This window comes from Synergistaceae bacterium DZ-S4 (assembly GCA_025943965.1).
GTDB classification, from domain to species: Bacteria; Synergistota; Synergistia; order Synergistales; family Synergistaceae; genus Caenicola; species Caenicola nitritireducens.
In genome coordinates this window covers 180,063-196,031 of record JAPCWD010000003.1, presented here as the reverse complement: position 1 = coordinate 196,031, position 15,969 = coordinate 180,063, and the positions used below count along the sequence as shown (strand labels likewise).

General features: G+C 50.5%; 12 protein-coding genes and 1 riboswitch. Of the genes, 11 read left to right on the top strand and 1 reads right to left on the bottom strand.

Annotation, left to right across the window (positions count from 1 at the left end; genetic code table 11):
- Window positions 1-6: 6 nt before the first annotated feature.
- Window positions 7-1,437 carry an FAD-binding oxidoreductase gene (locus tag OLM33_03335; protein MCW1712704.1) on the bottom strand — a complete coding sequence of 477 codons (1,431 nt, stop codon included), beginning with the start codon at window positions 1,435-1,437 and terminating at the stop codon, window positions 7-9.
- A gap of 91 nt (window positions 1,438-1,528) precedes the next feature.
- Here OLM33_03335 and glgB point away from each other — a divergent pair, with 91 nt between their 5' ends.
- The 11 genes from glgB (at window position 1,529) to thiD (ending at window position 15,966) form a co-directional block, all read left to right on the top strand.
- A complete protein-coding gene (gene glgB / locus OLM33_03330) occupies window positions 1,529-3,460 on the top strand; it encodes a 1,4-alpha-glucan branching protein GlgB (protein MCW1712703.1) in 1,932 nt (643 codons plus the stop codon).
- A gap of 25 nt (window positions 3,461-3,485) precedes the next feature.
- Window positions 3,486-5,033, top strand: a complete 1,548-nt coding sequence (malQ, locus tag OLM33_03325) for a 4-alpha-glucanotransferase (protein MCW1712702.1) — start codon at window positions 3,486-3,488, stop codon at window positions 5,031-5,033.
- Between the two features lie 18 nt (window positions 5,034-5,051).
- Window positions 5,052-6,953, top strand: a complete 1,902-nt coding sequence (locus OLM33_03320) for an LTA synthase family protein (GenBank protein MCW1712701.1) — start codon at window positions 5,052-5,054, stop codon at window positions 6,951-6,953.
- 28 nt (window positions 6,954-6,981) lie between these two features.
- A complete protein-coding gene (locus OLM33_03315; protein ID MCW1712700.1) occupies window positions 6,982-8,874 on the top strand; it encodes an LTA synthase family protein in 1,893 nt (630 codons plus the stop codon).
- Between the two features lie 84 nt (window positions 8,875-8,958).
- Entirely contained in the window at window positions 8,959-10,281 is a 1,323-nt protein-coding gene (locus OLM33_03310; protein ID MCW1712699.1) for a glycosyltransferase, read from the top strand.
- Between the two features lie 78 nt (window positions 10,282-10,359).
- Complete coding sequence (locus tag OLM33_03305; protein MCW1712698.1) at window positions 10,360-11,607, top strand: MFS transporter; 1,248 nt, start codon at window positions 10,360-10,362, stop codon at window positions 11,605-11,607.
- Window positions 11,597-12,244: a class II aldolase/adducin family protein gene (locus tag OLM33_03300; GenBank protein ID MCW1712697.1), complete on the top strand. Its 648-nt coding sequence runs from the start codon at window positions 11,597-11,599 to the stop codon at window positions 12,242-12,244. Before OLM33_03305 ends, OLM33_03300 begins: the two co-directional genes overlap by 11 nt.
- Before the next feature lie 70 nt (window positions 12,245-12,314).
- A riboswitch (TPP riboswitch) is annotated at window positions 12,315-12,419 on the top strand.
- 60 nt (window positions 12,420-12,479) lie between these two features.
- Window positions 12,480-13,685 carry a putative hydroxymethylpyrimidine transporter CytX gene (gene cytX / locus OLM33_03295; GenBank protein ID MCW1712696.1) on the top strand — a complete coding sequence of 402 codons (1,206 nt, stop codon included), beginning with the start codon at window positions 12,480-12,482 and terminating at the stop codon, window positions 13,683-13,685.
- Window positions 13,686-13,687: 2 nt separating this feature from the next.
- Complete coding sequence (thiM, locus tag OLM33_03290; protein MCW1712695.1) at window positions 13,688-14,512, top strand: hydroxyethylthiazole kinase; 825 nt, start codon at window positions 13,688-13,690, stop codon at window positions 14,510-14,512.
- Window positions 14,499-15,143, top strand: a complete 645-nt coding sequence (thiE, locus tag OLM33_03285) for a thiamine phosphate synthase (protein ID MCW1712694.1) — start codon at window positions 14,499-14,501, stop codon at window positions 15,141-15,143. The genes thiM and thiE overlap by 14 nt, the downstream gene beginning before the upstream one ends.
- A 19-nt stretch (window positions 15,144-15,162) precedes the next feature.
- Window positions 15,163-15,966, top strand: a complete 804-nt coding sequence (thiD, locus tag OLM33_03280; protein ID MCW1712693.1) for a bifunctional hydroxymethylpyrimidine kinase/phosphomethylpyrimidine kinase — start codon at window positions 15,163-15,165, stop codon at window positions 15,964-15,966.
- Window positions 15,967-15,969 lie beyond the last annotated feature (3 nt).

Here is a 15,969-nt window from a genome sequence, read left to right as displayed (position 1 = left end):
CAACTTTTATTCATTCCACTCGACGATCTTCCCCGGGTTAAGGATATTGTCGGGATCAAAGGCAAGCTTGACCCTTTTTATCAGTTCAAGCTGTTTTTTGTCCAGAAAGAGCTTCATGTCAGCTTTTCTTTTGAACCCTATTCCATGTTCCCCTGAAAGAGTGCCCCCCATCTCGATGACTGCCGAGTATATCTTTTCCTGCACCCCGCGAAGGACTTCGTGCCAGTCGTCGGCAGGTGGCCCTATCACGGTGCAGTGCATGTTGCCGTCTCCCGCATGCCCGTATGCGACCCACTCAAGGTCAGCCGCAGTGCAGATGTTTTTTATCCTTCCCAGAAGATCGGGGACCCTGTCGATCGGCACCACGAGATCTTCCTTGGTGTATCTGCTGTAAAAGAAGGAGGTCGCTTCCGGTATTGCTTTTCGTGCCTGCCATATGCGTTCTTTTGTGCTCCTGGTATCTGCCACGTATACTTCAAACGCGCCGTTTTCCTTTGAAAGATTTCCGATCCTCTCATACTCCTTTTCAAGGACTTCCGGGTCGTTCTCCTCGAGCTGGATTATCAGCGCAGCTCCAGCATTGCCTGCCGGGACCGGGTTGTTGAGGTACCTCTCGGCCAGAGAGAGCGCCTTTTTGTCCATAAACTCTATCGAAGCGGGGACGATCCCTCCTTTTTTGATGATCTGAGGAACGAAAGCTATTGCGGTCTCGGGGTCGGGAAAGGCGGCCAGCAGGTCTACCGAATGTTTGGGAAGAGGAAGGAGCCTCAGTACAGCCTTTGTGATTATTGCCAGAGTGCCCTCTGACCCGGCCATCAAATGGGTAAAGTCCAGCCCTGTTACGTCTTTGCGTCTCTTTCCTCCGAACCATGTCAGGGTACCGTCCGCCAGTACCACTTCCAGTGCCAGTACCTGTGCACCTGTGGCGCCATATTTGATGACCTTGTTGCCTCCGGCGTTTTCCGCTATGTTTCCTCCTATGAAAGAGGCATCTCCGCTGCACGGATCGCCCGCGTAAAGAAGGTCGTGGGCGGCTGCCAGCTTGCTGATCTCAGAAGTGACCACTCCCGGTTCGACCGTTATTGTCAGGTTTTTTTCATCAAGCTCTGTTATCCTGTTCATCTTTTCAAAAGACATCACAATGCCGCCGAATGCGGGCAGTGCACCGCCCGAAAGTCCTGTCCCCGCACCTCTGGGCGTTACGGGTATCCTCTTTGCCGAAGCGATCTTCATGATCTCCGAGACATGGTCGGCAGTTTCAGGAAACAGCAGCACTTCCGCCCTGTGGATCCCTTTGTATGCAGATGAAGGGACCTCGTCATGCGAATATGAGATCAGCTTTTCCTCGTCGGAAGATACATTCCTCTCTCCGATCGTCGATTTAAGCAGTGATACTGTCACTTCGTCGACTCTGTTGTATGAAAAGGACAAACCCATTGATATACCCCCGAATCTCTTTGTCGGACTCAGCAAAGATCCTTGCCTTATCAGCTATAATAGCATCATTACAGGCAGGGAGGTGCGCCCGGTGAAAAAAGAGACGGGAAGCGGTGTCATCAATGGAGTGAGCCTTGCGGGGGAGACCGACATCTATCTTTTCCGTGAAGGAAGCCACTCCAGGCTTTACAAATTCCTCGGCGCACACAGGATGCTCCATGAGGGGATGACAGGAGTCCTTTTTGCCGTTTGGGCCCCCAATGCCCGGGAGGTCTCTGTCATGGGGGACTTCAACGCATGGAACAGAGAGAGCCACAAACTTGCCCCGAGATGGGACTCATCAGGGATATGGGAAGGATTTATACCGGGAGTTGATGTCTGGTCTTCCTATAAATACTCGATAACGACGCAGACTGGGGAGCAGCTTGATAAAGGCGATCCATTCGCATTTTATTGGGAGACTCCCCCTGGCACCGCCTCAAGAGTGTGCCATGAAATCCCCTTTAAATGGAACGACAGCGTATGGATGTCATCAAGAAAGGAAAGGAATTCTCCTTCATCTCCGCAGTCCATATATGAGATCCACGCGGGCTCATGGAGAAGGACTGAGGAGGACGGGTACCTTTCGTGGCTGGATCTGGCTGAGGAACTGCCTCCTTACCTTGTCGAGAACGGATTTACCCATGTCGAGTTCCTGCCTGTTATGGAACACCCCTTTTACGGCTCCTGGGGATATCAGACTACGGGCTACTTTGCCCCTACCTCAAGGTACGGGTCACCGGAAGACTTTATGGTCCTCATAGATTCTCTGCACAGGTCAGGGATAGGGGTCATACTTGACTGGGTCCCCTCTCATTTTCCCGCGGACGCTTTCGGACTGGCAAAATTTGACGGGACTGCCCTCTACGAGCACGAAGACCCGAGAAAGGGTTTCCATCCTGACTGGAAGAGCTGCATATTCAATTACGGAAGAAACGAGGTAAGGAGTTTCCTCCTCTCATCCGCCCATTTCTGGCTGGACAAATACCACGCCGACGGCCTTCGTGTCGATGCGGTGGCCTCGATGCTTTACCTTGACTATTCCAGAAAAGAAGGGGAATGGATCCCCAACTCCTACGGCGGGAAAGAAAACATAGAGGCGATCGATTTCCTGAAAAAACTGAATGAGACGATATACATGGATTTTCCCGATGTTCAGGTGACCGCAGAGGAATCCACATCATGGCCAATGGTGTCAAGGCCGACGTGGCTCGGGGGCCTCGGATTCGGCTTCAAGTGGAACATGGGCTGGATGAACGATATACTCCAGTATATGTCCAAAGATCCTGTCTTCAGGCAGTACCACCATAACAAACTTACATTCGGAATGTGGTATGCCTATTCCGAAAACTTTGTCCTGCCGCTCTCTCATGACGAGGTGGTCTACGGAAAGGGATCGCTCTGGGGCAAAATGCCCGGAGACGACTGGCAGAAGGCGGCAAACCTCAGGCTCCTCTTCGGATGGATGATGGGACACCCCGGTAAAAAGCTTCTCTTTATGGGCGGGGAGTATGGACAGGAGAAGGAGTGGGACCACAACATCAGCCTTGACTGGCATATACTGAAAGAAGAAATCCATAGCGGGATTTTCCAATGGTTCAGGGACATAAATACTTTTTACAAAAATAACCCGCAGCTGTGGGAACAGGACAATGACCCGGCAGGCTTCGAATGGATAGACTGCGGGGACTCATCGTCAAGCATAGTATCCTTCCTGCGCAGGTCAAAAGATGGCAGGGAAGTTATATTTATCGGCAACTTCACCCCCGTAGTAAGGACGGGATACAGGATCGGAGTCCCGAGGGACACAGTCTGGCGCGAGGTGCTCAACAGCGATTCGTCCCTCTACGGAGGGTCGAATACAGGGAATATGGGTAAGGTCAGGACGGAAAAGATATCCTTCCACGGGCGCCGTTACTCGATAGAACTTACTCTTCCGCCCCTTGCCTGCCTCGTACTTCTGCCTGAAGAGACTGACCAATAGATACAGGAAGCCGGAGGTAAGCTTTTTGGACAGAAGAAGCGGCGTTTTGATGCATTTGTCCTCTCTGCCCGGACCATTTGGGACGGGGGGGCTTGGAAGCAATGCGGAGATTTTTGCAAATTTTCTTTATGACTCGGGATTCAGGCTTTGGCAGGTACTGCCTGTGACACCGACTGACGGGGCCTCATTCTACTCACCCTACAGCAGCGGATCGTCTTTTGCGGGGAACCGCATTTTTATCAGCCCTGAAAAACTCGCTGAAGATGGTCTTTTGGATCCGGATATTCTCGCAGACTGTCACCACCAGGGACCGGAAATCTCCGCAGACTACGGGTACACAGACCAGATGATCAGTAAATTGATCCGGATCGCATGGCAGCGTTTCAAAGAAGACAGGCAGAGATACTCATCTCTGGCAGGCGATTACAGTGATTTCATCAGGAGGGAGTCTTTATGGCTCAAGGATCATGCCCTCTTTACCCTTCTGAAAAACACATTCGACGGCCTGCCATGGAACAGGTGGCCTGAACCCTTTGCTTTGAGGGACCGGGACACCATTGGAAATTACATCAGAGAAAACGGAAAGGAAGAGGAAGCAGAGCTGCTTTTCTTTGAGCAGTTTGTCTTCGACAGGCAGTGGAAGACATTCCGCAGGTACTGCCGGGATAGGGGGATAAGCCTGATGGGGGACATCCCGATGTTTGTCGCATACGACAGTGCCGACGTGTGGGCGAACCGGGAACTCTTCGACCTTGACCCTCAAGGATCGCCCATTAAAGTGGCTGGGGTCCCTCCGGATTACTTCAGCGCTACAGGACAGAGATGGGGAAATCCGCTCTATAACTGGAAAATCATGCAAAAAGACGGCTTTGCATGGTGGAGAGCCAGAACAAGGAAAACCCTGGAGAACTTTGACCTGGTAAGGATAGATCATTTCAGGGGCTTCTCCGCATGCTGGGCTGTACCGGCCGAAGAAGATACGGCTGAGAACGGGGAATGGACAGCCGCTCCGGGAAGGGAACTGCTCAGTGCGATATTAGGGATGATCCGGGAGGAGGGCCTGCAGGCATCAGGACTCGTGGCGGAGGATCTCGGCATCATTACTGAGGATGTAAGGGAACTCATGGAAGAGTTCGTCCTCCCCGGTATGAAGGTCCTCCTCTTTGCCTTTGACGGAGAGATCGGCCGGAACCCGTATGCACCCCATAACCACAGGCCGGATTCTGTAGTATATACGGGGACCCATGACAACAATACGGTCCGCGGATGGTGGGAGAACGAATCCGATGAGCGCATGCGGTCGCTTGTATCTGAGTACACAGGTCTTGAGATAAGTGCACTGAATGTCTCGGAAGTTTTTGTGAATATGGCGCTGTCATCAACATCCGGGCTTGCGGTAATACCGATGCAGGATATACTTTCTCTTGGGGGATCCGCACGGATGAACGTGCCTGGAGTTGCCGCGGGCAATTGGCTGTGGCGCATGAGCACAGATCAGCTTCAGTCATTGACCGGGGAAGATTCGCGGATCAAGGCCCGATTTAAAAGATCGAACCGGATATACGGAAGATAGCAGAGGGGTTTTTAAGATATGGGCCTGTATGGGAACAGTTATTTTGCCGGAAAAACCAGGGACAGAAGAGAGCCGGTATTTTTTATCCTTTTATTTGCAGCCCTGTTCGTTAAATTTTACTTTCTGGAATATTCCGTTTCACGTCATGCCGCGAGATATCTGGCCTCCGCCGCTTCATCCGCAGGCATAATTCTGATACTCACTGTCACGGTCTCTCTCTTCTGGAGAAAGATGAGGGGATCTGCAGCTCTTGTGCTTGATTTTCTGATGACGGCCCTGGCGTTGACCGACCTGCTCCACCTCCGTTATTACTCTGACATGTTCACATTCATGAACATAGGACTTTCAACGCAGGTCGGAGAGATAGCAGATTCCGTTGCTGCACTTATCCGCCCGGCAGATTTCCTCTATTTTGCCGACATCCCGCTTTTCATACTTTTCATTTACCTTTCGCGCAGTTTCACTTCATATCCCTTTTTCAAAAAAATAACGGTCAAGCGTCTTCTCTTTTCAATGCTGCTGATTATCGTCGGTGCATCGGCAGTATGGTACAGGTTTGATTCTTATCAGAAAAAGGTGCCCGGAGTATTAAGCTCGATGTGGGACCGTCCGGCAGTCTGCAACAACATCGGTGCGCTGACGTATCATCTGGCTGACGCGAAAAATGCATTCGGCCATTTCTTTTTCAAGGAGAGGCTGCCTGATGAACAGCTCTCAGAAATTAAAAAATTTTACGAGACGAGGTATAATAGCCGTCTTCCCGGCAAATACGCCGGAATAGCCAGGGGCAGGAACCTGATAATCATCCAGGTCGAGTCCCTGCAGCAGTTTGTTATAGGCCTGAAGATAAAAGGGACCGAAGTTACCCCAAACATCAACAGGTTTGCCCGGGAAGCGGCATATTTCAGTAAAATTTACAACCAGACTTCACTGGGCAACAGCTCTGATGCAGAATTCATAGTGAATACAGGCCTTTACCCCTCTGTGACGGGAGTTGCCTATACGAGGTTTGCCGGGAACAGGTACGAGGCACTCCCCAAGATCCTGGGAGAAAAAGGATACAGATCCATAGCACTTCACGGAGACAGGCCCGGTTTCTGGAACAGGAACAGGATGTATCCTTCAATGGGATTCGACAGATTTTTCAGCAAAATGGACTTTACTGCCGATGAAAACATAGGAATGGGTCTCAGTGATGCGAGTTTCTTCAGACAGTCGCTTGATATCCTTGATAAAACCGAGAAACCTTTCTATGCCTTTATGATAACTTTGACAAGCCATTACCCTTACAACTTTGAGGGTATCTTCAAAGCTGCCCGGCTGGATACCGGATACTTCAAAGGGACTCTTATGGGAAACTACCTGACGTCGATGAAGTATTTCGATGACCAGTTCGGAATGTTCATCGAAGGCCTGAGGCAAAGGGGGCTTCTGGATTCGTCTGTTATAGCCGTGTACGGGGACCATACAGCCATTCCGGCCTGGGACAGGTCAAGCCTCGAAAAGCTCCTGGACAGAAGCCTGAAAGATGAATGGGAATGGAAGGGTATGCAGAGGATACCCCTCCTGATAAGGATCCCGGGAGGGATCCTGCCTTCCGGTGAGATCAGCCGGCCTGCAGGCCTGATCGATTTGCCCGATACGCTGGCGGATCTTATGGATCTGAAGTTCAGGACAGGTTTTGGCAAAAACCTTTTTGGAGAAGATGAAAGTGAGCCGGTAATATTCAGGAACGGTTCATTTATAATAAACAATGTGTTTGTCGAGCCCTCTTCAGAGAGGGCAACGGACATGTCTGAAGGGAAGGCTGCGGATTACCGCAAATATGCAGCGGCAGCGGGAAAGGTAAAGAGACGTCTCGGGTACAGCGACATGATACTTGAACATGACCTGATCCCCGAGTTAGCGGGAGAAGACTGAAAAAATGCGCATCCTGCCTGCAAAAGAAATGGAATGCCGTCAGAGAGAGCTTAGGATATTGATCCTGCTGGCACTTATAGTATGGATCAAATTTTTTGTCGTAGATTACATGGTGGCTGATGTGCTGAACTGGCCATCCTTCGGAAGCATGAAAGCGCATCCTGTTAGGCATACGCTTCGGGCCATCGCCGTGGCGATCCCGTCGCTTGCGGCCATCCTGTCCGTGATCATCCCGGTCTCTATTGTCCCGGCAAAATACAGGAGCAGGGCCCTGCTGATGATCGACATCCTATTTTCGGTGCTTGTCCTTACTGATGTTCTCTTCATAAGATATTATTCGGATATCTTCATATTCCATGATATACTTCTCCTGCCCCAGACCGGGCTGATAGCTAAGTCCATCTGGTCTCTGCTCAAGCTGCGGGATGTACTCATCTTCGCTGACATCCCGCTCATTATGTGGATGCTGAAAAGGGAACGGATTGCACTGTGCTTTGAGAAAATTTCCCGGAAAAGGATATCGGTCTCACTTTTCATCCTTTTTCTTGCGGTCTCTGTTCAGGTCTTCGCAGGCTGGAGACTCAGGGAAGAACGGCCCAACATCATGAGCGCCATGTATGACAGGCTCTCGGTATGCGCCTGGGTCAGCACCGCTTCTTTCCATTGGGGGGACGTTATATCCCTCACCGTTAAGGCATTTGAACCCGACAACGTTCCTCAGCGTAAGATAGATGAACTGCGCGGCTGGTTTGACAAAAGAATAAAGACCAACAAAACTCCGCCGGCCAGGGGCAAAAATCTGATCATGATACAATGCGAGGCCCTGCAGCAGTTTGTAGTCGGACTCCGGATCAACGGGACAGAGGTGACTCCGAACCTAAACCGTTTTGCCGAAAACTCTTTATATTTTCCAAATGCCTGGGATCAGACTGCCGGCGGTCTCAGTTCAGATTCAGAATTTATGGCCAATACGGGCTTTTTCCCGTCTGCTTCAGGTGCCGCATACACGAGATTTGCCAACAACAGCTACAACTCGCTTGCAAAAGCGCTGAAAAAGAGAGGGTACGATGCATTTGTTATTCAGGGAACATATAGTGCTTTCTGGAACTGTCACAGGATGCATCCCAAGCTGTACTTTGACAGACAATACAGCCGCAACACATTTCCGGATGGCGAAGTCATTGGTCTCGGTCTGAGCGACAGGACGATATTCACGGAGGCCCTGAATATTTTTAAGAAGGCAAATGGTCCCTTTTACGGCTTTATAGTAACGCTGAGCGGACACCATCCCTATAACTTTGAAGGTCTCGACGACGGCTCTTTCCCCTTGCCTGAGGAGATGAAAAAGACGCTTTTGGGAGATTACATTACAGCAATGAACTACTTTGACAGGGAGCTTGGAAGGTTCCTTGACGGACTGAGATCATCCGGTCTGGATAAGAAAAGCCTCATAGTACTGTATGGAGACCACCCTGCAGTTCCCATTGCCTACAAGGAAGAGATGGAAAAACTGATCGGTAAAAAGATCGAAGAGACTATAGAATGGAAAGAGACACGCAGAGTCCCGCTGATATTCCGAATCCCTGGGGAAAAAACCATGAAGGGGACCATCTATACCGACACGGGGCAGATGGACATATTCCCGACGACTGCAGGCTTATTGGGAGTGAAGGTCGAGACTTGCTTTGGAAAGGATCTCTCTCTCGATAACGGACCTGACCCTGTAATATTCAGGAACGGATCTTATATAATCAACGGAGTCTTTGTGGAACCCGCAGTCAAAAGGGCGACCAGGATAGGGACACATGAGCTGATCGATGCCTCAGAGTATGATGAAATTACTAAAGAAGTAGACCTCAGACTGAGCTATAATGATATCATTCTGGAAAAAAATCTGATAAGTGATATTCTTTACCGGTAAAGTATCTGTTTCTGATGCCTTCACCAGAGACCGCAGGTCTTTGAGGTCCTTTTTTTGTGCTCTTTTGCAGGAGGAATGAAATTTATGGAAGATCCGCAGGAATTGATTTATTGGTTTATATGGTGGGGATGGTGGATACTGCAGTTCGTCCTGTACTCCCTCCTTGCTCTTTTGATGTCCGACGGGATATACCAGATAGCAGTAAGCATAAGAGGATTCTGGAATCAGAAAGAGATGCCGCGTGCGAAGCGTTATCGCAGATTCATCGTGCTTATACCAGCACATAACGAAGCACAGGTGATATCGCCCCTGCTCAAGAGCCTTGCCGAACAGAATTACCCCAAAAACTGCTACACAGTCTATGTTTCATGCGACAACTGTCAGGACAATACCGCCGATCTTGCCCGCACCAACGGAGCCGTCGCACTTGAGCGGTTTGACAAGGAGCGCAACGGCAAGACCTGGAATGTAAGATGGGCCCTGACACAGCTGCCGATGGAAAAGGCGGACGCTCTTGCAATGTTTGACGCGGACAACCTTGTGGATGCCAACTTTCTTATGAACATGAACAACTATATGGAGCTGCACCCTGAAGCTGAAGCGATACAAGGAGTACTCGACGTTAAGAACCCTGACGACAACTGGCTTACCAGGTCTTATGCGCTGGCTTACTGGTTTTCCAACAGGTTCTGGCAGCTTGCCAGGGGACTGTGGGGCCTTTCATGCACGCTTGGCGGAACAGGACTTGTGATAAGGGCCGCGACCCTTGAGAGGATAGGATGGAACCTTGAAAGCCTGACCGAGGACCTTGAGATGTCCACAAGGCTCATCCTGTCGGGAAGCAGGGTGCACTGGAACGACGCAGCGGTAATATATGACGAAAAGCCGCAGAGCATGGCGGTATCAAAAAGGCAGCGCACCAGGTGGATGCAGGGACATTACTGGGTGTTCTGGCACTACGGGATGGATGCTCTCAGGTCCTTCTTTGTCACGAGGAAGCTCCAGTACCTGGACCTCTTCCTCTATCTGCTGGCACCTGCCAAATCATGCCTCGGCATAATAATAATGTTTGCAGGAATGGCCTACACCCTGATAAACAACATGGTCCTCTTCCCCACGGTATCCGAGAGCACGCCCCAGACGATGGTGGATTGGGTGCTCTTTTTCGGGCTCCCCATATTCTTCATCATTGCCTTCTGCCTGATATGCGTGATAGTAGGCCCTTCGATGCATGAGAAAAAATTCACGCTGAGGTATGTAAAGGACACATTTGCCTACTTCTGGTTCGGGCTGACCTGGATACCGATCATTTTCAAGGCCGCATTTCTTGCAAAGGATCAGGGTACCTGGGTCAAGACGGAACATACCAGGGGACTCTCGCTTGAGGATGTTGCGAAGAAACAATAGGTCCAGTAAGCAAAAATATGTACTGAGGGGGACGCCGGGATCAAGACTCAGTTTGAGCTCTTAATAGTCAGACGGTTCCTGCCGCTTTTTCTCACGCAGTTTTTTGGTGCATTCAACGACAACCTGTTCAAGAATGCCCTGGTGATACTGATCACGTTCAGGCTGGCAGAAGAATACGGGCTGAACGCACAGATATTGATCACCTCTATCGCAGGCCTCTTTATCCTCCCTTTCTTCCTCTTCTCTTCCACAGCGGGACAGCTGGCAGACAAGTATGAAAAATCATTCCTTATAAGGATCATCAAATTCGTGGAGATCGTTCTGATGGTGATGACGGCGGCTGCGTTCACATTTTTAAATCTGTGGGGGTTGGTGGCGCTTCTCTTTTTCATGGGAGCGCAGTCGGCATTTTTCGGTCCTCTGAAATTCAGCATACTTCCGCAGCACCTTAATGAGGATGAACTTGTAGCAGGCAACGGACTGGTGAGTGCGGGGACCTATATCGCGATCCTGACCGGAACTCTCTGCGGGGGGCTTCTGATACTTCGTCCCGAGGGAAGGGCGTTGATTTCCGCAGGAGTGGTGTGTGTTGCCGTAGCCGGTTTTATTTCGAGCCTTTTTATTCCAAAGGCCGGACCCTCGGTGGCATGCATGAAGATAGACTGGAATCCTTTAAGATCGACAATGGGAATAATATCCTATGTAAGGCCGAATGTGACCGTGTTCAGATCCATTCTAGGCATCAGCTGGTTCTGGTTTCTCGGATCGGTATTCCTCTCGCAGTTTCCGACATTTTCAAAGAACATTCTGGGAGGGAACGAAGAAGTGTCGACACTGTTCCTTGTTGTCTTCTCGGTGGGGGTAGGGCTTGGTTCGACGTTCTGCAACAGACTGCTGAAGGGAAAGATCTCCGCAAGGCTGGTCCCGTTCGGATGTATCGGGATGACGACAGCAACTCTCCTGCTCTATTTTTTCAGCCTTACGGTGCAAAAGACGGGGCATCTGGCAGGAGTCATGGAGTTTATTGCAGAACCCGGTTCATGGGGGATCATATTTTCTTTTCTGATGCTTGCCGCATCGGGCGGCATATTCAGCGTGCCGATGTATGCGCTTATGCAGTCAAGAAGCTCTGATGAACACAGGGCCCGTGTCGTTGCCTGCCTTAACATAACAGATTCCTTCGGAATGGTCCTTTCGGCGGTATTTGTCTCCATGCTGCTTATGCTTGATATTTCCGTAATAAACATTTTCCTTATAATGGGAGTCGTCAACCTGATGATAACTCCTGTTCTGAGCAGACTTGCGAGGGATGAGTATGGTAAATGAAGCAGATATTCGAAAAGAGATGATAAAAACGGGGATCCTCATCCTTGAAAGAGGTCTGGTGCAGGGGACCGGCGGGAATATCAGCTGCCGGACAGAGAAAGGGATCCTGATCACTCCAAGCGGGATGGATTACCGGGGGCTGATGTGTGAAGATATAGTGATGCTGGACCCGGAAGGAAAGGTCCTTGAAGGATCCAGGAAACCGTCGATAGAGAAATCACTGCATCTGAGGATATACAGGTCAAGGACAGACATAAATGCAGTCATACATACACATTCTCTTTACGCTACCGCCATTGCGGCCTCAAGGCAGCCTCTTTTCCCGATAACCGATAACCAGGTCGCACTTTTCGGGGGAACTGTGCCTGTTGCAGACTATGCTCCGATAGGAACTGAAGAGCTTGCCGAGAACGTATCACGGGCAATTGCTGACGGGACGGGAGTTTTTCTTTCAAACCACGGTGCCCTCTGTGCCGGCAAGGACCTGTCTGAAGCGCTGATGCGCTGCGAGATGCTTGAGGTCTTTTCAAAAATTTTCATCCTTGCAAGGGCGGCAGGAGGGGGGATAGTCCTCACTGACGAACAGGTGAGGTGCGAAGCGGAGGACCTCAGGAAGAGGTACGGACAGTGCAGATGACAGGACTTTGAGAGAGTGCCCTTGACATAGGGGCGTCCTAAGGGTCTATAATGGCCCTGCATCATACAGCTGAATATTCGGGGAGCTTGCATGGCGGGCTGAGAGGAAGTGATCGACTTCGACCCTGGACCTGATTTGGATAATGCCAACGTAGGGAACGCACTAAATTGCAAAATTTAGCGGGAGACGCGAAGCCGGCGTTTCCCGCTTTTATTTTTGAACGGGAGGAAAGATCATGAGGGATAACGGAGGGGCAACGGTATTTGGAAGCGCGCTGATATGGTTTGGCGCAGCGGTCTCCATTGCGGAGATACTTACAGGGAGTCTGATCGCTCCGCTTGGTTTTTCGAGAGGCGCCGCGGCTGTCGTCATAGGGCATATTATTGGCTGCATACCTCTCTATCTTGCAGGCCGCATAGGTGCAGAAACCGGAAAAAGCGCGATGGAGACCGTAAAAATTTCTTTCGGACAGAGAGGTTCGGTCTTTTTTTCACTGCTGAATGTTACCCAGCTTGTCGGATGGACCGCAGTCATGATAATCGGAGGCGGAAGGGCTGTAGCACTGATAGCAGAAAAATACACAGGGTCATACAGCCCCTCCCTGTGGAGTGTTGTTATCGGCTTTCTGATAATAGTATGGATAGAGATAGGAATAAAAAACCTGGGAAAGATAAACATATTTACTATGGCAGGCCTTTTCTCACTCACCCTTCTTCTCAGCATTATTGTGTTCGGGGGAAACTCTTCTGCTGCGGTCACGGGAGAAATGAATTTTGGGAGTGCGGTTGAGCTGTCTGCAGCGATGCCTCTCTCCTGGCTGCCCCTTATCTCGGATTACACACATAATGCATCGAACCCACGAAAGGCTTCACTGGTAAGCGTTCTGGTCTATTTTGCGGGCAGCACCTGGATGTATATGATAGGATTGGGGGCCTCTGTATACACAGGAGAGAGCGATATTGCAAAGATCATGCTGGGTGCGGGCCTGGGATTGGCGGCGGTATTCATTATTGTCATATCTACTGTGACAACGACCTTCCTCGATGTTTATTCAGCCGGAGTGAGCTTTAGCAGCATAACGGACAGGCCCGGCAGCAAAACAACGGCTGTGATCGCCTGCATAGCCGGTACTGCCCTGGCTGTCCTGACTCCGGTAGAGCAGTATGAAAACTTCCTTTTCCTGATAGGATCTGTCTTCGCACCGATGATATCGATACTGATAACAGATTTTTTCATACTGAAGAAAGATCATTTCAGCGAAAGCATCAGTATTCCCAATTTTGTGATCTGGCTGTCCGGATTTCTTATATACAGGAAGTTTATGGCAATGGAGACCCCCTTGGGAAACACCCTGCCCGTAATGGCTGCCGTTATCGCCCTGGCATTCGCGGCAGATAAAGCGAGAGCGATATTTTTTAAAAGAGAAGGACAGGAGGGGTAAGCATGTTTGCAGGGATATTGGATGAGGTAAGGAGGATATCTCCTCTTGTACACTGCATAACAAACTACGTTACAGTAAATGACTGTGCCAATGTGCTTCTGGCGTGCGGGGCGTCGCCTGTTATGGCGGACGATGAACGTGAGACGGAAGAGATAGTATCGATCGCCTCGGCTTTAGTCATCAATATCGGCACTCTTAACAGCAGGACTATACCTTCCATGTTCAAGGCGGGCAGAAGAGCAAACGAACTTGGACTGCCGGTGGTCCTTGATCCTGTCGGGGCGGGTGCCTCCTCTCTGCGTACTGCAACGGCAATGGAGCTGATAAAGGAAATAGATTTTGCCGTTATCAGGGGAAATATTTCAGAGATAACAGCTATAGCCGGAGGGGAGTCAAGGACCCGGGGAGTTGACGCGTCCGACCCGGGACTTTTGGACAGGCATCTGCCTAAAGAGGTCATCTGCCTCATCATGAAGCTCAGAAAAAAGACAGGCGCTGTGATCACGGTTACCGGCCCTAAAGATATAGTTGCCGGGGAAAAATATCTTTACACGATCAAAAACGGTCATCCCATGATGTCAAAAGTCAGCGGCACAGGTTGCATGCTCTCTGCCGTTACAGGTGCATTTTGCGCGGCAGTCCCTTCAGACCATGCACTGGCGGCAGCTTCCGCGGCGGCGATGTTCGGGGTTGCCGGAGAGTTGGCTTTTGAACAGCTCACCAGCAAAGGCGGAGGAACTTCCACATACAGGTCATACATCATAGACGAAGTAAGCAACATGACCGCGGAAAAGATGAGGGAGGCTGTAAAAATTGAGATTAGATAAAAATTCATTAAAACTATATGCCGTAACTGACAGAAAATGGCTCAAAGGAAGCTCCCTGGAAGAAGAAATAGAAAAGGCTGTGAGGGCCGGTGTGACAATGGTCCAGCTCAGGGAAAAGCATATGGGATCTGACGAGCTTGTGAGCCTTGCAAAAAGAATTGGGACTGTTGTTCATAAATACAATGTCCCCCTGATCATCAACGACGACATCGAAGCCGCATTGGCATCAGGCGCCGACGGCGTACATGTCGGACAGGAGGATATTGGCGCATACGAGGCAAGACAGAGGATCGGCAGCTCTATGATACTCGGGGTATCGGCCCCGACAGCGGAAACGGCTCTTGAAGCGGAAAGGTGCGGAGCTGATTACATCGGCGCGGGCGCTGTCTTCTCAACATCAACAAAGGAAGATGCAAAAGTAATGTCCTTTGATGAACTCAAAAGGATCTGCGGTTCTGTCTCCATACCGGTGGTAGCAATAGGGGGCATTACTGAAGACAATATAATCGAACTTTCGGGCTCCGGGATCGCTGGAGCAGCAGTTGTGTCGGCCATATTTGCCAAAGATGATATCGCGGCCTCGGCAGCGAAACTGTTGGCCCTTGCTGAAAAAATGCTGGGGAACAAATAAGGCGGAAGGAGAAATCGAGATGATCAGAAAGGTATTGACGATTGCCGGTTCCGACTGCAGCGGCGGGGCGGGCATCCAGGCAGACCTAAAGACAATGACAGCGTTTGGTATGTACGGCATGAGTGTTATAACGGCCCTTACCGCCCAGAATACGACCGGGGTCTCAGGGATCGCGGATGTTGAGAGCGGTTTTGTGGCACAGCAGATAGACGCGGTCTTTACAGACATACGTCCCGATGCCGTCAAGATAGGTATGGTCTCAAACTCTTTCCTGGTAAGGACGATCTCTGAGAAACTGAAAGAGTATGGCGCACAAAACATCGTCGTCGACCCAGTGATGGTATCGACCAGCGGAAGCAGGCTGCTTGAGCGGGATGCAGCCGATGCTCTCATAGAAATGCTTCTCCCTCTGGCAGAGATCATCACACCGAACATCCCCGAGGCTGAAGTCCTCAGCGGGATCAGGATAAGAGATCGGGAGGGAATGAAAGAGGCGGCCAGGATCATAACAAGGTCGACAGGGACGAATATCCTTATAAAGGGGGGGCACTTCCCGGAGGAGGCTGACGATCTGCTGGTCAGGCGGGACGAGAGAGAGAAGTGGTTTCTCGCGGCGAGGATAGATAACCCAAACACCCACGGAACAGGATGCACTTTATCATCTGCAATAGCTTGCGGGCTTGCCGAGGGTCTTAGCGTCGAGGAGAGCGTAAGAGCAGCCAAAGATTATATTACGGATGCGTTGAAGTCAGGTCTTGATCTGGGCAGGGGAAGCGGTCCTCTTGATCATTGTTGCAGGCTTAGAAAGCAGGTTGCGAAATAAAAA